The following is a 22,290-nucleotide window of genomic DNA, read 5'->3' on the forward strand; positions in this document are numbered from 1 at the left end:
GAGCTATGCCTTCCCCGTTCGAGAGACGCCCTCGCAATCGCGAGTCCACAGCTCAGAGCGACGACGCGAGTAGCGCGGACAGTCAAGCGGCGGCGCCGCGAGACAACGCCGACGAGCTGACCGTCAGCCGACGCCGACACCTCGCAGCGACCGCGGGCGCCGGGCTGCTCGCTCCCCTCGCGGGCTGTGGCTCCGGCGGCCCGGGCGAGTCCGATGGCACCGACCGCTCGCCCGCACAGGTCAGACCGCCCGAGGACGACGACTCGGCGTCCGAGGACGATCCGAACCCCGCCGACGAGCTCCCACTGTTCGACGCCCACACGCACGTTATCCCGATGGCCGCCCGTGGTAACGACGCGCTCTCTGCCGCCGATCTCGTCGACTGGATGGACGCCAACGGGATCGATCGCGCGGTCGTCCTCGCGTTCGACTCCCCCGAGGGGTACCCGGTGCAGGCGCCCAGCTGGTGGGTCCTCGAGGAGGTCGCGGCCTACCCCGACCGCCTTGTTCCGTTCTGTACGATCGATCCCCGAACCCTGACCTACGGCGAGGACGCCGTCGACGTCCTCGAGCGGTACGTCGAGCGGGGCGCCCGCGGGTTCGGTGAGCTGAAGGTCGGAATGGCGATCGACGACGAACGCCTCGATCGCGTCTACGAGCTGTGTGCCGACTACGAGCTGCCGATCCTGCTACACACCGACCGCCAGTCGCTGACCGACGACGTCGGCCTTCCGGGGTTCGAGGACGTGCTGGCCTCCTACCCGGAGGTCGATTTCGTCGCTCACGCCACCGGGTGGTGGGCCCACGTCGCCGCGGACGTCGAGTCCGCGGATCTGGGCGGCCGTCCGGACGGTGCGGTCGACTCCCGCGGGCGCGTCTGGGAGCTGTTCGAGTCGTACGACAACGTCTACGGTGACCTCTCGACGCGAGCGGGATGGAACGCGCTCACTCGCGACAGCGAGCACGGGCGGGCGTTGCTCGAGACCCACCACGATCGGCTCGTGTTCGGCAGCGACTACCTCTACCCCGGTCAGGAGGTGCCGCTGCTCGAGCTGTTCGAGCGGTTCGACCTCGAGCGTGACGCCTGGGCCGACGTTCGCCACCGCACGATCGAGGGACTACTTCGATAGGGTCCGTATATACGACCCTTGGCTCTCCGGAGCGACCATTATCCCGGTGGGCGCTGAAAGGAAGAACCGTGATGGAAAATCCAGCGAGCGGCGAGGACGACGTCGACCGCGCGGCCGCGATCTGTGAGAGCTGCGGGGATGCGGTCGCCGTTCGCGTCGAGGGCGACGGGGAACTGCGACCGATCGGGAGCGAGAAAGGGGAGTGTTGTGCGTGTACAGAGCCCGAGCTTCGCCCGATGAGCGACGCGTCGGAGATCCTCGACGAGACCGAGTCGATCGACCGCCCGAACGGAGCCTGACGCCTACGCTGAGCCGACCGCGACGTCGTCGTCGGACTCGCGCTCGGCGTCCTCGAACCCGGCCTCCAGCAGCGTCTCCTCCTCGGGTTCGAGGACGACCGTCTCGCCGGCCGTCGTCGAGTCGCCGGGTTCGACGGCGACGTCCTCGATTCCGACGCCGGGCGGGAACAGCAGGTCGACGCGGCTGCCGAAGGCGATGTGGCCGAGCCGCTGTCCCCGCTCGAGCTCGCCGTCGGGTTCGACGTAGGGGACGATCCGGCGGGCGAACGCCCCCGCGATGAGGGTAACGGTCGCCGCGGTCGAGTGCTGCGATCGATCGGGGTCAGAAGCAGGCTCGTCGTCCACGGCGAGTTCGGGATCGGGGAGCTGTGGCGAGTCGGTCTCGACGGCGACATGAACCCGTTCGTTGCGGTCTGACTCCTTCGAGAAGGCGAGTCGGTTCGCGCCCGAGACGTGTTCGACGTCGGTCACCCGGCCCGCGAACGGAGCGCGGACGACGTGGACGTGCCAGACGTTCATGAAAATTCCCAGCCGGACGCGGCCCTCCTCCTCCCGGAGGACCGAAACGGTGCCGTCGGCGGGCGCGACCACGCCCGCCGGCGGCGGGTTCCGGTCCGGGTCCCGGAAGAACGCGAGCGTTCCAACCCCCGCGAGGAGGGCGACGAGACTGGCCCCGACGCTGAACAGCAACGCAAACGGCGCGGCCAGCAGCGGCGGCAGGGCGTACTTCCAGCCCCCCGGAGCGACGTTCATACTCCGGGCCACGCGGGCGAGTCGTATGGTCGTTACGGACGGCTTACGGCTCGGTCGCGGGAAGGGTGAACGTGAACGTCGCTCCGTCGCCGGGTTCGGAGTCGACACGGATCTCGCCGCCGTGGCGCTCGACGATTCGCCGACAGATCGCGAGCCCGATCCCCGTCCCGTCGTACTCGTCCGTGCCGTGGAGCCGCTGGAACACCTGAAAGATTCGGTCGGCCGCCTCGGGGTCGAGGCCGATCCCCTCGTCGCGCACCGAGAGCCGCCACCGGTCGCCGTCGCGTTCGGCACTGACGTGGATCCGCGGGGGCTCGTCCCCGCTGTACTCGATCGCGTTCGACAGCAGGTTCTGGAAGAGCTGGCGGAGCTGGCTGGAATCACCCTGGATCGTCGGCAGCGGCTCCGTCGTGATCTCGGCGTCGTGGCGCTCGATCATCACCTGTAGATCCGTCAGCACGTCGTCGAGGACGTCCTCGAGCGCCACCGGTTCGAAGGGATCGCCCTGGGAGTCGATCCGGGAGTACGCCAGCAGGCCGTCGATCATCTCGCGCATCCGCTCGGCGCCGTCGACGGCGTACGCGAGGAACTCCTCGGCGTCCTCGTCCAGCCGATCGCCGTACCGGTCCTCGAGCAGCTCGAGGTAGCTCGAGACCATCCGCAACGGTTCCTGGAGGTCGTGGGAGGCCGCGTACGCGAACTGCTCGAGGCGCTCGTTCGAGGCCTCCAGGTCCCGAACCGCCTCGTTGAGCCGGCGCTCGTAGCGTCTGCGCTCGAGGGCGGTCGCCAGGATCGTCGCGACGCTGTCGAGGAAGTCGACGTCGTGGTCGCCGAACTCGCGGGCGCGGTCGTCGTAAACCGCGAGGACGCCCCAGGCGTCCGCGGCCGGACCGACGGCGACGGCGAGCCCGCTGTGGTACTCGCCGTCCGGAAGCAGCGAGGAGGCGTCGAAGCGGTCGTCGGCCGCGACGTCCTCGACGACTACCGGCTCGCCGTCGGCGCACGCGGCTGCGGCCAGCGACTCCGCGGTCGATACCGGCTCGCTCTCGAGGAACGCGTCCTCGCAGCCGACCGCGGCCCGGGTCCGAAAGGCCGTCCGTTCGTCGCCCGAGTCGGTCGTCTCGGTCTCGAGAACGGCACAGTACTCGGCGTCGAACGCCGCAGTGACCAGCTCGCTGGCCTTCCGGAACAGCTCGTCGTCGTCCGCGTTCTCGAGGGCGTACCGACTGAGGTAGGCAACCGACTCCAGCTGGGCGACCTTCGTCGTCAGCATCTCCTCGGCCTCCTTTCGCGGCGAGATATCCCGGAAGAGGCCGACGAAGTACCGGTCCCCGTCGTGAACGAAGTCGTTGAGAGAGATCCCGAGGGGGATTTCGTAGCCGTCGCTGTGTTGTCCCGGGAGCTCGACGTAGGTCCAGTTCAGGTTCCGCTCCCCGGTCTCGAGGTACCGCTGGAGGGCATCGAGGTGAGTCTGACGGAGCCGCGGCGGAATGATCTCGACCTTGCTCCCGCCGACGAGCTCCGCGGGATCGTGGCCGAGGATCCGTTCGACGGCGGGGTTGGCGTACCGGATCTCGCTGTCCGAGTCGAGGACGATGATCCCGTCTGGCACCGCGTCAGCGAGTGCCTCGAACGTCCGTCCATACGTGAGCTCGGGTTGGGTCGCGCTGCTCCGTGCGAGCGACGGCTTCGGATCGACGATCGCGGTCACTCGTCGCTCCGGGTCGTTGTCGTCGGGCGGATCGAGGTGAAGGTCGGCGTCGACGACGGTCTCCGCCCCGGTTCGCAGCGAGCAGGTCGTCGACAGCGGCGTCCGGCGATTGCCCGCTTCCAGCACATCGAGCGCCGGAACCTCTCCAGCCAGCAGCTCCGCGAACCGCCGGCCGAGCAGCTTCGACCGCTCGTAGCCTGTCAGCGACGCGAACGCAGCGGTGGCGTCGCCGATTCTCCCCGCCGACGTCAGCTGAACGCTCGGCACGCTCGCGGTCTCGAGCAGCGAGAGGCGGGATCCGGCCGACCGCGTCGGCGCCGCGTCGTCGGCAGGTTCGTCAGGCGATCCGGCATCCATAGGGTGGACTCGGTCAGTTTAGTACATAAGACCTCTGCCGGAAACCGAGACTGTAGACGCGGTCAGTCCCAGAACGACTGGGTCCGGGCGTACTCGCGTTCCTTCGAGAGGATATCTCGGTAGAAGTCGGCCTCGTCTTCGCGGAGCTTGCTGATGATCCGGGCCGCGTTGTGCGGGCCGACTCCGCGGGCAGCCATCGCGATGACTGCCTGCTTCCCGTGGCTCTGGACCAGGCTCGCGCTGTGGAAGGCGCGCTCGGTCATCTCCTCCTGGTCCTCGTCTTTCTCGTCGGCCCGGATCGCCTGCACGACCTCGTCGGCCCACGGGTTCAGCGACGCGATCCGGGTCGAGCCACACTCCGGACACTCGGGCTGGTCGGCGACCCGTCGAACCTTCGTTTTCGCCTTCCAGCCGTGGCAGTGGGTACAGAACAGGATAACCCGGTCGTCCCGAATGCGTTCCTTGACCGTCTCGATAACGCTTGCGTCGGCGTTTTCGGGCGCCAGCAGCTCCTTCCCCGAGGATCGTCCGCCGAGACCGACGGGCGTCCGACCGCGGTGGGTGATCAGCTCGAGCTCGCCGGACTGGACGTCCTCGAGGACGCGAGCGGCGCGGTCGACGTCTAAGTCCTCGTGGAACACCTCCCGGATCGACTCGTCGTACATCGGGGTGTTCTCGAGCGCCGAGAGGAGCCGTTCGTTGGACATCCGGCCCGACCCCTGCCAGCGCTTGAGCGCGCCGAACTTCGCGGAGACCTGCGCGAGCCGGAAGGCCAGCGCGTCCGACCCCTTCAGCCCGAGTTCGACGATCGTCCCGACGTGGTCCGGGTCGGTGTCCTCGAGCACCGCTAGCACGTCGCTGGTCGCGATCGAGGTCGGTACCTCGAGCTCGATCCGGTAGGGGTCGGTCTCGAGGCCGACGGAGCCGCCCGCCCGCTGGCCCAGAAGCGCCGACAGTACCCGTCCGAGCGTCTCGTTGACCTTGTGACCGAACGGTGCGTTGAGTACGATCGTCCGTCCCTGCCGCTCGAGGACGAGTCGATCGGCCGTCGGCATCGGCGCCTCGCTTTCGACCTGATCTTCGAGCTGCGAGCAGGCCGCCGCGAGCGTCTCCGGAGCGGCGGGATACCGAGCTGCGAGCTCGCGGCCGACCGCGGCGGCGTCGGCACCCTGCTTCAGTTGCGGTTCGGCCACGGCACGGATCTCGCCGACCTCGCCGGCGACGGGCTCGGGAACGGGAATCTCCTGGCCGATCCAGGACGGCACTTCGCCCGCGGGGTCCTCGATCGGGCTCACTTTCACCCGGCCCTCCTCGTCGTCGATCTCGGCGATGCGCCACATCTCGCCCCGCTGGATGAACACCTCGCCGGGCTGGGCGAAGTTGACGACGAACTGCTCGTCCAAGGTCCCGATCTGGCTCCCCGAGGCGATGTCGTGGACCTCGTAGGTCTCCTCGTCGGGGATCATCGAGAGATTCGCATAGACGTACTGCCAGGTTCCCCCGGTCGTCTCGATGCGGTCCTCGCTCTCGTCGAACCAGACGATCCGGTTGCGGTGGAGCTCGCCGAGGATCTCCCGGATCGTCGCCTCTGTGACCTCCCGGAACGGGTACGCGCGGGTGATCGTCTCGACGGCGTCCTCGAGGCGGGTGTCGCCGCGACTCTGGACGAGCGCCGGCAGCTGGTTGGCGACGACGTCGAGGCTCCCCTCGTGGATCGCGGCGGGTTCGACCTCGCCGTCGCGGGCCCGTCGGGCGATCGACAGCGCCTCGAACGTGTCGTCGGGACGTGTCGTCACGATCGTCCCGCTCGAGACCTCGTCCTGGCGGTGGCCCGCGCGCCCGATCCGCTGGAGCAGGCGGGCAACCTGGCGCGGGCTCTGGTACTGGATCACGTGATCGACTCGGCCGACGTCGATCCCCAGCTCCATCGAGGACGTACACAGCAGGCCGTCGAGCTCGCCGTCCTTGAACCGGTCCTCGACGTCGATCCGGGCCTCCTTCGAGAGCGAGCCGTGGTGGACGCCGATCGGCAGCTCGAGCTCGGTGAACCGGGAGCCCAGCGCCTCGGCGGTCTGACGGGTGTTGACGAAGATCAGCGTCGACTCGTGGTCGGCGACGAGATCCCGGATCAGTCGGACGTGGCTGGCCGTCGAGGCGTCGGTGACCAGCTTCCCGGAGAGCTCCTCGTCCTCGGGCGTGATCTCGGGGTTACGAACTGTCACGTCGACGTTGCTCCCGACGTCGATCTCGCGGATCTCACAGGCTCGACCGCCGGTGAGGAACTGTCCCACCGAGTCGGGATCGCCGACCGTCGCCGAGAGTCCGATCCGTTGCATCCGCCCCGCGAGGTCGTGCAGTCGCTCGAGGGCGATCGAGAGCTGGGCTCCGCGCTTCGAGGCCGCGAGCTCGTGGACCTCGTCGATCACGACGTGGGAGAGATCCGCAAGCGCCTCCCGGAGCCGCTCGCCCGTGAGCATTGCCTGGACCGTCTCGGGGGTCGTGATCAGCACGTCGGGCGGGTCTTCGGCCTGCTTGCTGCGCTGGTAGTCGGTCGTGTCGCCGTGGCGGACGTCGACCTCCAGATCAAGGTACTCACCCCACCACTCGAGGCGTTCGCGCATGTCGCGGTTGAGCGCCCGCAGCGGCGTCACGTACAGTGCACCCAGCCCCTCCGGTCGCCGCTCGACCAGGTGGTCGAAGACGGGCAACATCGCCGTCTCGGTCTTGCCGCTCCCGGTCGGGGCGATAACCAGCGTGTTCTCGCCGGCCGACAGCGGCGGAATCGCCAGCCGCTGGGGCGCCGTCGGCGTCGAGAACCCCCGCTCGGAAAGCGCCCCGCGGACCGTCGACCCGAGGTGCGTGAACGCGGCGACGTCTCCCTCAGTCATCGACGCTCCTACGGACGTAGGGCGGATAAGCGCCACGTTCTCCGTTCGACTCGCGGTCAGAAATTTCGACGGTTACCCCCCGCGAAGCTTCTCGGCGACGTCCTCGTCGACGGTCATTTCACCCGGCGTCGCCGGCTCCGTCTGGACCTCGTCGGTCGCGCGTTCGTCGACCACTTCGGTCGACCGTGGCTCCGCTGTCATGTCGGCGTTCAACCGCTCGTCGTCGATCGGCTCGTCGCCGTCGGCGGTCCGGTCCGGCCCTCGCGGCGTCGATTTTCCTCGACGCCGCCGCACGCTGTCTGCGACCGCGGACGGGCCGCTCGATTCGAGACGACGGCCGACCGCGTCGGCGACCAGGACGGCGCCGACGCCGACGATCGCCAGGCCGACGGCGCGAGCGCCGATCGATCGTTCCGTCGCGAGCGGTCGACGGTTCGACTGCTCCCCGTACAGGGTTCGAAGACGCATCGTCCGTTCTATCCGCGGTACCGGTAAGTCGGTTCGGCCCGCGAGAGCAAGCCCACTAGTATCCAGCTAATCCGCTGTATCTGATCCCTAATGGCGCTTTAATAACCGAATAGTCTACAGTGACGTTCGTCTATATCATTTTAGATGAAATTCAGTAATATAGAACAATCTCGGTACTGGACTTGTTCTCGATCGATCGATCGAGGACGGAGGGAACCATGAGCCGCGACAGCCGGCTTCTCGCCGTCGGTGCTCTCGTGGTGCTGGCGGGCGTCCTCGCGACGGCGTTTCTCGTCGGCGGGACCGCTGCCGTCGGCACCGACGACGCCTCGACTGGAGACGAGTTCGAGACGAACGCCGCGTCCTCGACGACCGTCTCCGAGCCCGCGGCCGAGGTTCCGGTCCCCGAACCGGGCGACGAGTACTACGAGGCGGCCGCACCCGACGGGAGCTGGATCAGCTACATCAATCCTCGAGACGAGTACCGGAGCCCCTACCTCGGCGACGGCTCCGGGAAGATCTGCGTGACACTCGTCAACGAGGCGGGCGACCCGGTCGTCGGCGAGAGCGTCCCGAACACGACCGCGACGATTTCGACCGGGGAGGAGCTCGAGTGGCACCCCGACGCGGATCCGATGACCGTCGAGTATCCCGTGACCGACAACTACGACCGTCCGCTCGACGCCGACCAGTTCGGAACGAGTGCGGAGCTCCCGCAGGGTGACGGCTATATGGACTCCCACTGCATCGAGATGCACGGCCAGCCCGAGGACGGAACGATCGAGTACGGCGAGGTCGAGCTCACCGGCGAGCACGCCGACGACATCGAGGTCGTCGGCTACATCCAGCAGGCACACGAGGCCTGGGACAGCGACGTCGACCCGATCGAGGACGCCGAGTCCTACGAGGACGCGGGCGGCGGCTGGACCTACAAGACTGACGGGTCCCACGGCCAGGCCGTCGCCGTCCTCCAGCTGACCGGCGAAGCCGGCGAGTCCAAGGACGGGAACGAATCGACCGACGGGGACGACGAGACGAGCGAGAGTGACGGAGCCGACGAGATCGACGCGAACGGCTCGAACGGCGATGACAGCGGCAGTGATGACGGAGCGACGAACGACAGTGAGAACGACACCGGCTCGAACGACGATGGCGACGACGCCGACGGACTCCCAGGGTTCGGCACCGCGGTCGCGGTGATCGCGCTGGCTGCGGTCGCCGTCGGACTCTCCCGGCGCTGACCACCGTCCGTACCGGCGACGACTCCGAGCCATTTACCGCTCCGGCGATCGTACTCGGGAACCGATGACCGACGACGACGCCGAATGGATGGCTCCGATCGACGAGGAGCTCCTCGAGTTGCTTCGGGACGAGGAGCTTTTCATGCCCGACCAGCTCGCCGAGGAAGTCGAGCCCCGCGCTCCTCACGTCGCCTACCGGTGTCGCGAACTCGCGAAGTACGGACTCGCGACGAAACACGCGATGGGGATGTACGATCTCAGCGAGCTGGGCGAGCGATACCTCGCGGGCGATATCGACCCGAGCGAACTCGAGCCCGAGGACGCCTGACGGACTCTCCGTCCGCGACGGCCTGGAGAACGTGATCCTCGAGAAAGTCGATGACGGCGTCGGTCTGTGTGAACCCCTCGGCGAACCGACCGACCTCTTCGCCGTCCTCGAAGAGCACGAGCGTCGGGACCGGGCGAATGTCGACCGTCGGACTCGGTGTGTCGTCCGCACCCCGGCTACGGACCCAGAACAGAAACCGGTAGCGGCGGCTGCGGCGGGTCGCTCGTGGCCGCTCCGAGTCCGTGCCAGCCGAGACGACTGTGCGAAAAAATAACGAATTCGCCCGTCTCAGTCCGAGAAACGATCATTGAGAAAAGGGGCTTTACGGGTCGATCCCCTACGACCGCCGATGACTCGTTCCGTCAGTCACGACCACGACGCACGCGAGGGGCTGAAGGCGACGCTGTACTGCTGGGGGTGTGACCACGCGAGCCCCGTCGACGGCGACTGGATCCGCAGGCCCCGCGGGAGCGAGGTGGCGTACGTCTGTCCCGACTGCGGGACGGTGATCGCACGGCGACGCCGCGAGGACGACGATCCCAGTCCCGGCGAGGCCTGGGGCCGGGTAGTCCGGACCTCAGTCTCGGTCTGGCAGGCAAGCGTCGGTTTCGGGTCGACGGCGCCCGTACGGGCGTCCCACCGCCGTGACAACCCGTGATGAACGCTGCCGAGTCAACGTTCGGAGCTTTTCGAGCCGATTCGTCGCCGACTTTCGACCCAATCCCCGTCTGGCAGGAGATCGTATTTACGATCATCCAGTTCTGGACATGATCGAGTATATTCGCCCACAACAGTAGAGCTTTAATAGTGGGATCCATTGGATAAGTCGAGTAGAAGATGTCAGATGGGAACCTGACCACGACAGAACAGGAGGTACTGGACGAGATCGAAACCGAGGGCGTCGACTTCCTTCGCCTGCAGTTTACCGACATCCTCGGAACCGTCAAGAACGTCTCGGTCCCGGCCCGGCAGGCCGAGAAGGCGTTCACCGAAGGGATCTACTTCGACGGCTCCTCGATCGAGGGCTTCGTCCGCATCCAGGAGTCGGACATGCGCCTGAAGCCCGACCCCGAGACGTTCGCCGTACTCCCCTGGCGGGACAAGGACGACAGTGCCGCCGCGCGGATGATCTGTGACGTGATCGACACCTCGACGGGAGAACCGTTCGAGGGCGATCCACGATACATCCTCAAACAGGCACTGGATCGTGCCAAGGAGATGGGGTACACCGTCAACGCCGCTCCCGAGCCGGAGTTCTTCCTGTTCGAGGAGGACGAGGACGGCCACGCGACGACCGAAACCAATGACCACGGCGGCTACTTCGATCTCGCGCCGAAGGACCTCGCGAGCGACGTGCGCCGCGACATCATCTACGGGCTCGAGGACATGGGCTTCGAGGTCGAGGCCAGCCACCACGAGGTCGCCCAGGGACAACACGAGATCAACTTCGAGTACGACGACGCGCTGACGACCGCCGACAACGTCGCGACCTTCCGGACGGTCGTTCGTGCGATCGCGGCCCAGCACGACTACCACGCGACGTTCATGCCGAAACCGATCCCGAAAGTCAACGGGTCGGGGATGCACACTCACATCTCGCTGTTCACCGAGGACGGCGAGAACGCCTTCCACGACGACGACGACGAGTTCGACCTCTCGGACGAGGCCCGCGCCTTTACCGCCGGGGTCCTCGAGCACGCCCCCGCGATCACCGCCGTCGCGAACCCGACGGTCAACAGCTACAAACGCCTGGTACCCGGTTACGAGGCCCCGGTCTACGTCGCCTGGTCGGACCGTAACCGCTCGGCACTGATCCGCAAGCCTGCGGCCCGCGTCCCCGCAGCCTCGCGGATCGAGCTGCGCTCGCCCGACCCCTCCTGTAACCCCTACCTCGCGATCGCCGTCATGATCCACGCGGGGCTGGACGGGATCGAGAACGATCTCGACTGTCCCGATCCGGTTCGGGAGAACATCTACGAGTTCGACGAGCAGAAACGCGAGGAGTACGGGATCGACACCCTCCCCTCGAACCTCGGCGAGGCCGTCGACGCCCTCGAGGACGACGAGGTCGTCTACGACGCGCTCGGCGATCACGTCGCCGAGAAGTTCGTCGAGGCAAAGAACCAGGAGTTCGAGGAGTACCTGATCGACGTCTCCCAGTGGGAGCTCGATCGCTACCTCGAGAAGTTCTGAATCGGCCACCCGCTCGCAGTCGATCTGCCGACCTTTTTTGTTTCGCGGCCGTACCGTCGTGACGATGCCACCAGCCGACCGGCCGACCCCGCCCGACGAACTCGATCCGGAGCTGCGCGCCGTCCTCGAGGCGCTCGCCGACTGTGACCCCGGGACGATCCGGACGGTCGCCGACCACGCCGACGCGTTGGCGACGTGGGCCGAATCCCGGTCGACTGAGAACGACGGTCGTCCGGACGGCGTCCCGGAGGAGGCGACGGTCTCGACGCTCGAGGTCGACGGCGAGACGTATCGCCACTACCAGTGGCGAGAGGGTGACGCGATCAGATCGAAAACGGTGCGTCCGTGACTACTCCTCGTCGTCGACCCGAATCGTCGCAAGCGTCTCCCGATCGCCCAGCAGCTCGAAGGTGAACGCGGTTCCGTCGCGCTGGACCTGGATGTCGACGTCGGTCACGTCGGCGGTGACCGCTTCGTTTTTCGAAACTTCCGCGGCGCCTTCGGTCGCCGCGGCGTCGAAGTCCTCGTAGCTGACGTGGGTCGACTCCTCGATCATCTCCTCGTCGTCGTAGACGTCGGCGTCGAGCCCGGTCTCGGAGCCTTGGACCTCGAGTCGGTAAGTTTCCAGTGCCATACGCCGTCGTTCCCGCGGCCGGAGCATTGGAATTGGGCCTCCATACGCCGGCCGCCTCGCACTCACGCCGAGGGGCCGCGTCGCTCGCGGTCCTCGGGATCGACGCCGGGTGCAAGCGTGGTCGTCTCGATCCGTGCGACGCCTTTGACCGTCCGCACGCCGTCGATCCCGGGCGCCACGAACCGCGTTGCACAGTCGTCGCTCTCGGAGAGCGGGCGTCCGTCCTTCGTGACCGCGAGCAGGCCCTCGAGGGCGTCCTCGACGGAAACGCAGGCTCGCAGTCCGTCCCGGGAGTCGACGAGCAGGTGGGTCGTCTCCGGAGGCGCCGCCACGATTTCGAGCAGCGATGGGATCGGAACGCCGCTCCAGCGCGCGGTGAACCGATCGCCGGTCGCACAGACGATCTCGATTTCGCGGCTCGCCCGCTCGAGGGCGGCGAAATCGGTTGCCTCGAGGCGTCGATCTCGGCTGCCGACGAGACGGATCGGTCGCTCGAGTACGGATGCGGGCGGAACGCTCATACGCGTCGCTTGGATCGGAGCACTCCTTTCCGTTCCGCCCGTTCCCAGCCACTGGGATCCCGCCGGCGCTACAGCTCTCGGTACGGACCGAGCCGCGTCCCGTCGAGCAGGTACGCCTCGCCCGACGTCAACCCCTCCGGAAGGAACGGCGAGAGAAACGACTGCCCAGGGACGTTTATCCACGTCCCCCCAACGAGGTCGTTGAACGCCGGCAGGACGATCAGCCGGGGCGGATCACCGTCCGCAAGCCAGTCGACGTCGGCGTACTCGGGGCGGTCGCGAAACGGTTCGGGATCGATCCGTCCTCTGAGCCACGCCGGTTCGACGCGGCTGCCGCCGACCTCGTCCTCGAGGCGAACGCAAGGATGTTCGTGACCGAGACAGAGGACGTCACTCTCGAGGACGTCGGGTGCGGGCCAGGTATGGCCGTGGCAGACGCCGATCGAGCCAAGCGTCGTCCCGTCGCCGGGGACGATCGTTGCGTCCGCGAGCCAGTCGGCGATCCCGCCGTCGTGGTTGCCCTTTACGACGGTCGTCTCGAGGGCAGAGGGCAGGGAATCGAACAGTACCTCGAGTTCGCCGCGTTCGGCGCCGCCGGGGTCGCCGATCGAGTGCATCAGATCCCCGAGGACGACCAGCCGGTCGACTCCGGTCCGTTCGAGCACCGCAAGCAGGCGGTCGCGGCGCTCCGGGGCTCGGCTCGGGACGTCGACGCCCCGCTCGTGGCGCAGCCCGGCCTCGTAACCGGCGTGGTAGTCGGCGACCAGCAGTGCACGTTCGTCGCCGACGGTCGCGACGGCTGCCGGTTCGTCAGGGACTGGCTCGACGGCCGGCGTCGGCCGGTTCGGGTCGGCGACCATCGCTCGCTCAGATCGCCTTCAGCGTTCCATCGGCGGGCTCGTAACACTGCCCGCCCATCAGCGCGTCCTCGATCGCGTCCTCGACGGCGTCCTCGTCGGCGCCGGTTTCGGCGGCGACCCGTTCGACGACCGTAGCCCGGTCGGCGCCGTCGCCGTCGTCGAGCTCCGCCATCGTCTCGACGACCGCCGACTCGAGGTCGACCGACGCGGGCTCGTCGTCCGCGTCGCTTTCCTCGGCGTCAGACCCGTCGGCGGCCGAGGGGGCATCGGCCTCCGGCTCGGTGTCCGGTTCGGCCGCCGAGCCGAGGGTCGAGTCCGCATCGAGTTCCTCGTCGACTCCGGCGTCGGCGTCGGTTTCGGGCTCCGGAACGTCGATGTCGTTCTCGCCGGGCTCGTCGACCTCGGTCCCCGTCGCGAACTCCGCACCGAACTCCTCCTCGATCTGCTCGCGCTCGTCGTCGTCCATCTCGTACATCCCGCCGCCGTCGAAGTCGCCGAGCTCCTCGTCGGCGCTCTCGTCGGTTTCGGGCGTCGCCTCGAGCGCGTCGTCGGCCTCGTCGTCGACGTCGAGTGCCGGTTCCTCGGTCTCGGGTGTCGCTTCGGGCTCCACAGCCGGCTCGTCATTACCGGTCTCGACGGTCGTCTCCGGGTCGCTCGGGACCTCCTCGCTCGCCGAGAACTCGTCGGCTGTCGCCGATGTCACCGACTCCGGCTCGTCCTCGCCCGCAGTTACCGCGGCGGGGTCGGGAGTCTCGTCCTCGGAAGCGGTCGCCGTGTCGGATTCGTCGGCGTCGAACGCCGGGTCCTCGCCGGCGGCGTCCGTCGGGACGTCCTCGCTCGCCGAGAACTCGTCGGCCGTCGCCGACGTCACCGGTTCCGGCTCGTCCTCGCCCGCAGTTACCTCGGCGGGGTCGGGAGTCTCGTCTTCTGACGGGGTCGCGGCGTCGGATTCGTCGACCTCGGTCTCGCCCAGCCCGGCCAGCGAGTCGAACGTCGCCCCGTACTCCGGGCTCGACTCGTCGGGCGCGAGCCCGAGTCCGCTCACCTGGTCGCGCTCGCCCGCGACGACCTCGCAGGCCTCGAGCGCGCAGTCCCGCAGGGCGGCGAGGTAGTCCGGCGTCGTCCCGTAGTGGTCCCGCGCGAGCGCGATTCCGTCCGCGAGGCCGGTTTCGACGCCGTTTTCGACGAGCGCACTCGCGAGGACGTCGCCGTCCGCGTCGAGAGCGTCGGCGGCCGCGTAGGTTCCGATCCGCTCGATCGTCCGCTCGGCGGCGCTGACGACCCAGCGGTCGCGCGTGTCGGCGTCGATCGTCGCGATCGACTCGGGACGGATCGAGGTGTAGACCCGATCGCCGTCCTCGGGCTCGAAGGTGCGGGCCTTCCCGGTGACGGCGACGAACTCCGGAACGTCGACGTTCTCGAGGTAAGCCAGTTCGTCGGGCTGGTACTGGCCCGCGTAGACGACGAAGGCGCCGGTCGGATCGACGACCCGGGCCCGGACCATCTCGTCGTTGACCGACGTGACCTCGGTGAGCGTGCCGGCGACGAACACGCGGTTGAGCCGCGCGCCCGTCGGCGTGACCACGTAGTTGGGCGCCCGCTCCTCGTCGCTTTCGGCGTACGAGAGCGAGGCGTCGTCGTACTCGGCCGCGAACAGTCGGTAGGCGATCTCCCGTCCGGGGATCTCCTCGCCGTTCTCGTCGGCGCTCATGCGTCCACCTCCTCGAGGAAGGCCGTCGCACGCGCGGCCGGATCGTCGTCGTTCTCCTCGAAGGCCTCTGCGTCGAGGTTCGCGCCGTACTCGTCGACCGAGAGGTGCCCCCGCACGCGGTACTCCCGGCCCACGATGTTCTCACGGATCTCGTCGGCGACGACCTCCTGGTCCATCGCCTCGCGGGCGGCCTCGAGGGCGTCCTCGAGGTTGCCGCCGTAGACGTCCTCGGTCAGCTCGTCGTCGAGGATCGCCGTGACGGTCCCGGTGCCGTCGTCGATGATCGCCTTCACCCGCAGGTCGTCGATCCCGTCGACGTCGCCGTGGGTCCGGCACTGACCCTTCTGGATCACGCGGTAACACTCCGGACAGCGCTGGATCAGCCCCGAACCGTCCCGGACCGCGATCGCGTTGCCGACGAGTTCGACGTCGTAGATCCCGCCGGTGCGGACGGCCTCCCCGACGTCCATCGTCGTCGCGTCGCTGCCGACGTCGATCTCTCGGTCGATCGGGGTGACCCGCGAGAACTCCGAGACGTTCACCTCGGGAACGCCGCGGAACTCCTGGACGTAGGCGTTCTCGATACGAACCGGGCCGCCGTCCTCGATCTCGGGGGCCGGCTCCCAGTTCGTAAAGGGCAGGCGGCCGCTCTCGTCGCCGAGGACGCCGCTCAAAATCTCCGTCTCGCCGTCGCGGCCGTCGATCGTCCGGCGTTCGCACTCGAGGACGGCGACCTCGATCGTGCGCGCGCGGTCGCCCGTCTCGAGGTCGGCGAGCTGGGCCTCGCCGCCGATCTCGTCGGGCACCGCCAGGGAGTCGTCCTCGAAGGACAGCGCGGTGCTCTCGCCGAGGTTCAGTTCGGGCTCGCCGTCCCACTCGCGGACGCCGGCGTTGCCTGCGGTGATCGTGTCGCCGGGCTCGAGGCCGAACTCCTCCCAGGCGGTGTAGTCGATCCGCCCGGTCTCGTCGGCCAGCTGGCCCTCCACGATGACGTGGTCCGAGCCCTGGTAGCGGATCGACCGCTTCCCGGCCGTGAGGACGGTGGCGGTGACGGTGACCGAGCCGTCCTCGGGAGTGACGTCGGCGACGTTCTTCGCCGAGGGGGTTCCGCCCCCGCCGCTCGAGCCGTCGCCGTACTTCCGGCGCAGGCTCTGTTTGGCTTCGTCGACCGGGACGCTGTACTCCACTAAGTTCTGCAGGTCGGATTTGACCTCCTCTTTGTCGACACCGAGGTCGGAGGCGAGCTCCTCGGCATGATCGTCGAGTTCCATCACCGGCCCTTCGCGCGCGGGCCTGAAAAGCGTTCGCGGAATACGGTGAAAGTGAAACCGAGCGGGGCGGGCCCGAGGACGCGGGCGAACGGTACGTTCATCCCGCCGGTGGATCATGGTCGCGTATGGAACGGATCAAGGCTGCGCTCGGCGGCCTGGCGTTCGTCGCCCTGATCTTCGGCGGCCTCGTCGCCGTGCGGATCGTGACGCGGGCGCTGTACGCCGTCATCTGGTTCGCCGAGACCGTCGCGACGTTCGCATTCGCCCTGCTGATCGGCTATATCGTCTACCGAATCCTGCTCGGGTCGAGCGACGATCCGCGAAGAGGCGTGTGACCGACCGGTCACCAAAGGCGGTTGCCCCGTCGCCTCGGTCCCAGCTGTCGGCGTCGCCCCAGCGGCCGTCCTGTCGCTAACCGTGGATTTCCCCCGGTATCGGCGGATTGGGGCGCTTACGCCCCGAGGTCCCGGAATCGGTCGCCACGGACCGGTCGTTTTCCGATCAGGTTCGCGTAAGTGAAAGATAACTAACGGGCTCGGCCGGCTGCGTTCCATCATGATCGACAGCCTCGTCGTCTTCCTGGTCAGCCTCCTGATCGGCGCGTTCGGTATCTTCGTCGGCGCGAAGGTAGTCGTCGACACCGAGGACTACACCTACGCCCTGATCACCGCCCTCATCGGAGCGATCGTCTGGGCCGTCGTCGGGTTCTTTCTGGGATGGATCCCGCTGCTCGGTCCGATTCTGGTGTTTCTCGCCTACCTCGCAGTGATCAACGCCCGCTACCCGGGCGGCTGGATCGACGCGCTCATCATCGCGATCATCGCCTGGCTGGCCGTGCTCGTCGTCCTTTATGTCCTCGCGTTCGTCGGTCTCACCGGGTTCGAGGCAGCCGGAGTTCCGGGGGCGTAACGCCGAACTATCCACAGACATATCACATTTCACTATAGAAATCGGGACAAGCCAACTGTCGTTAGATAGCCTGATACTGGACTCTAAGTGATATACAGTGGGAGGGGTAACAATACATGATTTATAAAAAATACTTTGTGGAGTGGTGTCGACCGTTCAGCGTAAGACGGTCGTCCGTCGCTCGTCCGGACCGATCTCTCCAGCCACCATGATGCCCACGTACCCCTCTTCCGTCGTGTTCGTCCCGTCGATCACCGAGGACGTCGTCCACGGCGAGGAAACGGTTCCCGGACTCGTCTGGGACCCACACCTCGCAGCCGTCGCCGGACTTGTCGCGCTGGTGATACTCGGCGGCGTCCTCGTCGTCCGGAACCAGCTGGTCGAAACGACGACGATCGGACGCGAGTCGGACCCGCGCCGGGAGGAGGAGTTCATGACCGACCGGGAGCGGGTGTGTGAGCTCATCAAGGAGAACGGCGGTCGGATGAAACAGTCGAAGATCGTCGACTCCGTCGACTGGTCGAAAGCGAAGGTGAGCCGGCTGCTGGCAGAACTCGAGGAGGACGAGCAGGTCACGAAGCTCCGGCTCGGGCGGGAAAATCTGGTCTGTCTGCCGGGTCACGAACCGACGGCCTCGAGGTCACCGGAGCGACCGCAAAACGAGTGATCGGCGGGTGTCGAGTCGGCTACCCCAGTAGCTGGTAGAGGCTGCTCGCGGCGACGACCAGTAACACGAGGACGCTCGTGAGAACGGGATCGAGAACCGGGGCGACTCCGTCGAAGCCGGCAGCGGCGATGAGCAACAGCCCGGCCAGACAGACACCGAGATGGAGCCGAAGCGTCGACGAACGGTCGTTCATCTCCCCGTCGACGTAGCCCAGGACGTCCTCGAAGTTCGGTCCCGGACGGATCGTCTTCGACTCGGAGTCGTACTCGATGACGGCGTCCTCCTGGAGCTGCGGGAGGTGGGTCTGCTGGAGGGAGACGTAGACGCTCTTGTAGAGGTTGTTCGGGACCGACGACGAGTCCGATTCGGTCGACGCGATCTCGGTTGCAACGTCCGAGACGTCGATCTGCCCGGACTCTGCGGCGAGCAGCTGGACGATCGACCGTCTGCGATCGTTCCCCAGGATGTGAAAGACCTCGCTTTCCTCGAGGGTGTCTGTTCGGTTCGTCTGAACGGACATTCTCAAGAATCGTCTGACGCCGTGCGGTTCTCGACCGGTCTACCACCCACTGCCATACGCGTTGCTTTCATCGACCACCGACTTCAACCTGCGGTATTAATTCCCGATCTTCCGTTCCGGAAGGATTGTCTTCCATCCACTGGGACGGGAAACTAACACGGCGAAAACGGATCGGACGGCTAGCGGGGAAGGTGGCCACCGGACTGCATCTCCCGATACGTCGTACAGGCGGGACAGCCGTGGACGACGTCGCCGTTGTCCCCGAAGACGCGGGCGAACTGCTGGGTGACGTGTGTCCCACAGTTTCGACAGCGAGCGCCTGCCGACGACGATTCCATCGGTTTCCAGCCGTGTTGTGTGGATTTCATGGGTAGGGGAAGGGGGGTTGTGGACGGCGCGGAACCGCGCTGTCCAACCTCACTCCATGCAGGGAAGCAGATGTGAATAAAAGACACAGACCGTTCACTCCGTGACCGGGTCGACGGACACGGAAACCCGTCATTTCTGGGCGCATGAGGGCCTCAAACTCCGGTTAGGGGGCGTTCCCGTTCAGCGGTTCGGAACCGATCTCAAGGTGAATTCAGCCGCGTTCTTTCGCGTTCGCCAGCCGCTGCCGCGATGTCTCGATGTCGAAACTGTGCGTTTCTCGACCGAAAGCGGTAGTTTCTGTTGACGGCTATTTTGCAACTGCGTGTAAGGTCCACCGTTATCAAATACCACTATCGCTTACCGATCTACGTGTTGGAACGTGGCACCGCGGTCGTCGACCGTGGTCCGCCGCGGCTCTACGACCGGAGTTCGAACCGGTTACCGGCAGGCGACTCCGGTACAGCTGGGTGATCACAACTATGTCAACGCAAGCGACCGAGACACGAGCGGAATCGGACTCGAACCCGTCAGTGCAGCTCAACGTCCTCGGGGACGACTGTGCACGAACGATCCTCGTTGCGACCAGCGACGGGCCGAAGACGGCCAAGGAGCTGACCGCCCGAACCGACAGCTCCTCGGCGACCGTCTATCGGCGCATCAACAACCTTCTGGAAAGCGAGCTCCTCGAGGAGTGTGTGCGCTTCGAGGAGAACGGGTCGCATACGACGGCCTACAGGGCGACCGTCGAGGGACTGCGTGTCCGAATCGATTCGAGCGGCATCGACGTCTCGCTGTCGAAAGCCGAATAGCGGCGGAGTCGAACAACGGCGTTCGGGGGACGTGCTGGAACGAACGACCGTTCCGTGAGGGATCACTTTACTTCGAAGCTCCGGACCGGAACGAACTACTACTGCGGCTGTATGATACGGATAACAAATATCTACTCAGTGGAACGGTCAGTGTGATTGAGCAATGCACGATCTGACCGGCTTCCAGCGTGACCTCCTGTACGTGATTGCGGGTGCCGATCGCCCGTCCGGACAGACGGTCAAAGACGAGGTCGAACAGTACTACAGCTCCGAGATCAACCACGGACGGCTGTACCCCAACCTCGACACGCTCGTCAACAAGGAACTCGTCGAGAAAGGACAGCTCGACAGGCGAACCAACTACTACGCGATTACCGACGCGGGACGCGAACAGATCAGCGAGCGCCGCGAGTGGGAACAACAGTACGTCGATCTGTAGCCGAACGCTGACGATCCCGTCGGAGTCGGATCCGTGCATTTTCGCTCGCGAGCCAGTAACCCGGCTATAACAAAGCCCGCGAGCGAGGACGGCTGCAACGACTACATGGTCGTCACTCCCGTCTTCGTGCCGTCGACCGATCGCCCAGCCGTGGTGACCGCCGCATGAGCCATCCGACGAGTGAGGGGGTGCGGTTCGGCTTCCTCCGGTGGTATCCGCTCGATCTGGCGGTGGTCTCGGTTGCGGCGGCGCTCTCGTATTACGCCGTCACCGGTTTCGAACCCGGGTCGGTCCCACGGCTGGCTGCGACGCTCCCGCTCGCGCTGTTCCTGCCCGGCTACGCCCTCGTTTCGGTGCTTTTCCCGGCCGGAGAACGAGCCGCCCGGCAGACGGCGCCGACGGCGACCGACCGCCGTCCTCGCGGGATCGACACCGTCGAACGGCTCGCGCTCGCGTTCGCGCTCTCGCTCGCCGTCGGGCCGATCGTCGTGATCGCGCTTCCCCTCCTCGGCCTCGAGCTCGGGGCGGCGTCGGCCGCCGGCGGGCTGGCGGTCGTCGCGGTCGGGCTAGCCCAGCTCGGGGTCGTCCGTCGTCTGCGGACCCCTACAACTGCCCGGTTTACCGTCTCGATCCGGACGATCCGCGAGCGACTGGGCGGAGGCTTGCAGCTGTCGGCGATCGTCCTCGGCGTCGCGATCGCGCTGGCGGTCGGAGCCCTCGCCGTTGGCTTCCTGTTTCCTGCCTCCGCGGGCGGCTACGATCAGCTCTCGCTGTACTCCGAGACCGAGGACGGCGACCTCGTCGCGGGGGAGTTCCCGGACACCGTCGCGCCCGGCGAGTCGGTGCCGGTGACGATCGAGGTCGAGAACGGCGGCGAGGAGACGCGTGAGTACGAGCTGGTCGTCCAGGAGCAACTCGTCGAGGACGGCGAGGTCGTCGACCGCGCGGAGCACGATCGGTTCGGAGCGACGGTCGGAGCGGGGTCGGCCGAGGACGGCAGCTACGAGGTGACGCCCGCGGCCGAGTCCGGCGAGACGGTCCGAATCAGCGTCCTGCTGTTTGAGGCGGGCGAGACGCCGGCCGTGCCGACGAACGAGGACGCCCTCGAGGAGACGTACTTCTGGGTGACCGTCACCGAGGAGCCGGAAGCCGGAGAGTAGACTGAGATACTGATAGCGCGGGCCCACGACTGAAGTCGTGGGAGGAGGTCAGCCCTGGCTGATCGTCACCGAGGTGATCGGGACACACCCTCGCGTCGCCACGGGAACGGGGGTTTCTCTCGGGACGGGATCGAACTACCGTCCGATCGGTCCGAACGGCAGCGTCAGCTCCGGACGCCGGGAGACGTGTTGGACGATCGCTACCGCCAGCACCGCGAGACAGAGCGCGACTGCGACCGCCGGGGCCAGCGCCGTCGTGACGGGGCCGACCGACAGCCAGGCCAGGACGAGGCCCACGACGCCGAGCGCCGTCACCGCGGCGTAGATCCGGTGCCAGGGTCGCTGGGAGCCCGGTCGCCTGTCGAGGTACGGCTCGAAGACGTCGGCGTTGGGGAGGAGCTCGATCGTGTGCGTGTCGGGATTCCAGTCGACGATGCCGTGATCTTCGAGCATCGGCAGGTGGGTCTGATACAGCGAGATGTAGACCCGGCGTCGCTGGGTTCGGGTCACGTCGTCGGTCCCGATCCCGTTCTCCCAGGCGGCGACCTGTTCGACCAGCGGTGCGAGATCGCAGGTGCCGCCCCGCCGTTTCAGATATCTGACGGCGTGGCGCCTGCGGGCGTTGCTGAAGACGTCGAACAGTTCGGCCTGGCCGAACTCGCGATCGGTCATGGTTTCCCTCGCGATTCCGTCTCCCGGTCCCGTCCGCGGGGGCTGATCGGATGACTCACACCACCGAGTGGCACGGAGTGGCCCTTTACTATCACTCGGCTACCCGATCGAAACCGCTATATACCGGTTAGAACCCGTGATTGACGTCAGAAGCGACGTTTCGGGAGCTCTCGAATACGGTCCGACGACGATCGGTCGCGCTGTCGGATCTCGGCCCGTTTCGTCCCCCGGGCGAGGACGTAGTACGGGACTACGGGGCCGTCAAGCCGGGGATAACAAAGCCTCGCTGTCGGGTGTGTCCTGACGAGTACCCGAGTAGCTATGAGAGAACACAGACACGACCGACGACTGCAGGGACGGGCTCGCATCGCCCCCTCGAC

General features: G+C 66.9%; 25 protein-coding genes. 13 read left to right on the plus strand and 12 right to left on the minus strand.

Translation table 11 applies throughout. The annotated features are described in order from the left end of the window. The first annotated feature begins 5 nt into the window (after positions 1-5). Positions 6-1,130 (plus strand): amidohydrolase family protein, encoded by a 1,125-nt coding sequence (locus NATOC_RS15980; RefSeq protein ID WP_015322515.1) that lies wholly within the window; start codon positions 6-8, stop codon positions 1,128-1,130. A gap of 71 nt (positions 1,131-1,201) precedes the next feature. Next, positions 1,202-1,429 carry a hypothetical protein gene (locus tag NATOC_RS15985; RefSeq protein ID WP_015322516.1) on the plus strand — a complete coding sequence of 76 codons (228 nt, stop codon included), beginning with the start codon at positions 1,202-1,204 and terminating at the stop codon, positions 1,427-1,429. Between the two features lie 3 nt (positions 1,430-1,432). Here the strand turns inward: NATOC_RS15985 and NATOC_RS15990 are convergent, their stop codons facing one another. From NATOC_RS15990 to NATOC_RS16005, 4 genes are all read right to left on the minus strand, one after another. Continuing rightward, positions 1,433-2,182 (minus strand): protein sorting system archaetidylserine decarboxylase, encoded by a 750-nt coding sequence (locus NATOC_RS15990; RefSeq protein ID WP_015322517.1) that lies wholly within the window; start codon positions 2,180-2,182, stop codon positions 1,433-1,435. 43 nt (positions 2,183-2,225) lie between these two features. After that, complete coding sequence (locus tag NATOC_RS15995) at positions 2,226-4,250, minus strand: PAS domain-containing sensor histidine kinase (RefSeq protein ID WP_015322518.1); 2,025 nt, start codon at positions 4,248-4,250, stop codon at positions 2,226-2,228. A 62-nt stretch (positions 4,251-4,312) separates the two neighbouring features. Then, positions 4,313-7,138 (minus strand): DEAD/DEAH box helicase, encoded by a 2,826-nt coding sequence (locus NATOC_RS16000; protein ID WP_015322519.1) that lies wholly within the window; start codon positions 7,136-7,138, stop codon positions 4,313-4,315. Between the two features lie 72 nt (positions 7,139-7,210). Further along, entirely contained in the window at positions 7,211-7,606 is a 396-nt protein-coding gene (locus tag NATOC_RS16005; RefSeq protein WP_015322520.1) for a hypothetical protein, read from the minus strand. A 218-nt stretch (positions 7,607-7,824) separates the two neighbouring features. Here NATOC_RS16005 and NATOC_RS16010 point away from each other — a divergent pair, with 218 nt between their 5' ends. From NATOC_RS16010 to NATOC_RS16035, 5 genes are all read left to right on the plus strand, one after another. Then, complete coding sequence (locus NATOC_RS16010; RefSeq protein WP_015322521.1) at positions 7,825-8,847, plus strand: flagellar basal body-associated FliL family protein; 1,023 nt, start codon at positions 7,825-7,827, stop codon at positions 8,845-8,847. Positions 8,848-8,911: 64 nt separating this feature from the next. Beyond that, positions 8,912-9,175 carry a hypothetical protein gene (locus NATOC_RS16015; protein WP_015322522.1) on the plus strand — a complete coding sequence of 88 codons (264 nt, stop codon included), beginning with the start codon at positions 8,912-8,914 and terminating at the stop codon, positions 9,173-9,175. 349 nt (positions 9,176-9,524) lie between these two features. After that, positions 9,525-9,833 carry a hypothetical protein gene (locus tag NATOC_RS16025; RefSeq protein ID WP_015322523.1) on the plus strand — a complete coding sequence of 103 codons (309 nt, stop codon included), beginning with the start codon at positions 9,525-9,527 and terminating at the stop codon, positions 9,831-9,833. 179 nt (positions 9,834-10,012) lie between these two features. After that, positions 10,013-11,368 carry a type I glutamate--ammonia ligase gene (gene glnA / locus NATOC_RS16030; RefSeq protein WP_015322524.1) on the plus strand — a complete coding sequence of 452 codons (1,356 nt, stop codon included), beginning with the start codon at positions 10,013-10,015 and terminating at the stop codon, positions 11,366-11,368. A gap of 64 nt (positions 11,369-11,432) precedes the next feature. Next, positions 11,433-11,717, plus strand: coding sequence for a hypothetical protein (locus tag NATOC_RS16035; protein WP_015322525.1), 285 nt, complete (start codon positions 11,433-11,435; stop codon positions 11,715-11,717). Here the strand turns inward: NATOC_RS16035 and NATOC_RS16040 are convergent, their stop codons facing one another. The 5 genes from NATOC_RS16040 to NATOC_RS16060 all read right to left on the minus strand — a co-directional run bounded on the left by NATOC_RS16040 (position 11,718) and on the right by NATOC_RS16060 (position 16,365). Next, positions 11,718-12,002, minus strand: a complete 285-nt coding sequence (locus NATOC_RS16040) for a hypothetical protein (RefSeq protein WP_015322526.1) — start codon at positions 12,000-12,002, stop codon at positions 11,718-11,720. 62 nt (positions 12,003-12,064) lie between these two features. Next, positions 12,065-12,523 (minus strand): molybdopterin-dependent oxidoreductase, encoded by a 459-nt coding sequence (locus NATOC_RS16045; RefSeq protein ID WP_015322527.1) that lies wholly within the window; start codon positions 12,521-12,523, stop codon positions 12,065-12,067. 68 nt (positions 12,524-12,591) lie between these two features. Next, a complete protein-coding gene (locus NATOC_RS16050; protein ID WP_015322528.1) occupies positions 12,592-13,383 on the minus strand; it encodes a metallophosphoesterase in 792 nt (263 codons plus the stop codon). Between the two features lie 7 nt (positions 13,384-13,390). Next, positions 13,391-15,094 (minus strand): hypothetical protein, encoded by a 1,704-nt coding sequence (locus NATOC_RS16055; RefSeq protein ID WP_015322529.1) that lies wholly within the window; start codon positions 15,092-15,094, stop codon positions 13,391-13,393. Further along, complete coding sequence (locus NATOC_RS16060; protein ID WP_015322530.1) at positions 15,091-16,365, minus strand: Single-stranded DNA binding protein; 1,275 nt, start codon at positions 16,363-16,365, stop codon at positions 15,091-15,093. The genes NATOC_RS16055 and NATOC_RS16060 overlap by 4 nt, the downstream gene beginning before the upstream one ends. 125 nt (positions 16,366-16,490) lie before the next feature. On the opposite strand from NATOC_RS16060, the gene NATOC_RS16065 reads away from it, so the two are divergent. From NATOC_RS16065 to NATOC_RS16075, 3 genes are all read left to right on the plus strand, one after another. Then, positions 16,491-16,700 carry a hypothetical protein gene (locus NATOC_RS16065; protein ID WP_015322531.1) on the plus strand — a complete coding sequence of 70 codons (210 nt, stop codon included), beginning with the start codon at positions 16,491-16,493 and terminating at the stop codon, positions 16,698-16,700. Between the two features lie 220 nt (positions 16,701-16,920). After that, entirely contained in the window at positions 16,921-17,274 is a 354-nt protein-coding gene (locus NATOC_RS16070; protein WP_015322532.1) for a hypothetical protein, read from the plus strand. A gap of 208 nt (positions 17,275-17,482) precedes the next feature. Beyond that, on the plus strand, positions 17,483-17,941 hold the full coding sequence (locus tag NATOC_RS16075) for a helix-turn-helix transcriptional regulator (RefSeq protein WP_015322533.1): 459 nt from the start codon (positions 17,483-17,485) through the stop codon (positions 17,939-17,941). 19 nt (positions 17,942-17,960) lie between these two features. On the opposite strand, the gene NATOC_RS16080 is transcribed toward NATOC_RS16075, so the two are convergent. Then, positions 17,961-18,461 (minus strand): DUF7344 domain-containing protein, encoded by a 501-nt coding sequence (locus tag NATOC_RS16080; RefSeq protein WP_015322534.1) that lies wholly within the window; start codon positions 18,459-18,461, stop codon positions 17,961-17,963. 179 nt (positions 18,462-18,640) lie between these two features. Further along, positions 18,641-18,799: a DUF7563 family protein gene (locus NATOC_RS22465; protein WP_008425347.1), complete on the minus strand. Its 159-nt coding sequence runs from the start codon at positions 18,797-18,799 to the stop codon at positions 18,641-18,643. 510 nt (positions 18,800-19,309) lie between these two features. Here NATOC_RS22465 and NATOC_RS16085 point away from each other — a divergent pair. The 3 genes from NATOC_RS16085 (at position 19,310) to NATOC_RS16095 (ending at position 21,238) form a co-directional block, all read left to right on the plus strand. Further along, positions 19,310-19,639, plus strand: a complete 330-nt coding sequence (locus NATOC_RS16085; RefSeq protein WP_015322535.1) for a helix-turn-helix domain-containing protein — start codon at positions 19,310-19,312, stop codon at positions 19,637-19,639. 163 nt (positions 19,640-19,802) lie between these two features. Then, complete coding sequence (locus tag NATOC_RS16090; protein WP_015322536.1) at positions 19,803-20,078, plus strand: PadR family transcriptional regulator; 276 nt, start codon at positions 19,803-19,805, stop codon at positions 20,076-20,078. A 164-nt stretch (positions 20,079-20,242) separates the two neighbouring features. Beyond that, entirely contained in the window at positions 20,243-21,238 is a 996-nt protein-coding gene (locus NATOC_RS16095) for a DUF1616 domain-containing protein (protein ID WP_015322537.1), read from the plus strand. A gap of 135 nt (positions 21,239-21,373) precedes the next feature. Here NATOC_RS16095 and NATOC_RS16100 read toward each other — a convergent pair whose 3' ends face one another. After that, the gene (locus tag NATOC_RS16100; RefSeq protein WP_015322538.1) at positions 21,374-21,910 is read right to left on the minus strand and encodes a DUF7344 domain-containing protein; all 537 of its coding nucleotides are present in this window, start codon (positions 21,908-21,910) and stop codon (positions 21,374-21,376) included. Between the last annotated feature and the right edge of the window lie 380 nt (positions 21,911-22,290).

The sequence above is a fragment of the Natronococcus occultus SP4 genome (genome assembly GCF_000328685.1).
Lineage (GTDB): Archaea > Halobacteriota > Halobacteria > Halobacteriales > Natrialbaceae > Natronococcus > Natronococcus occultus.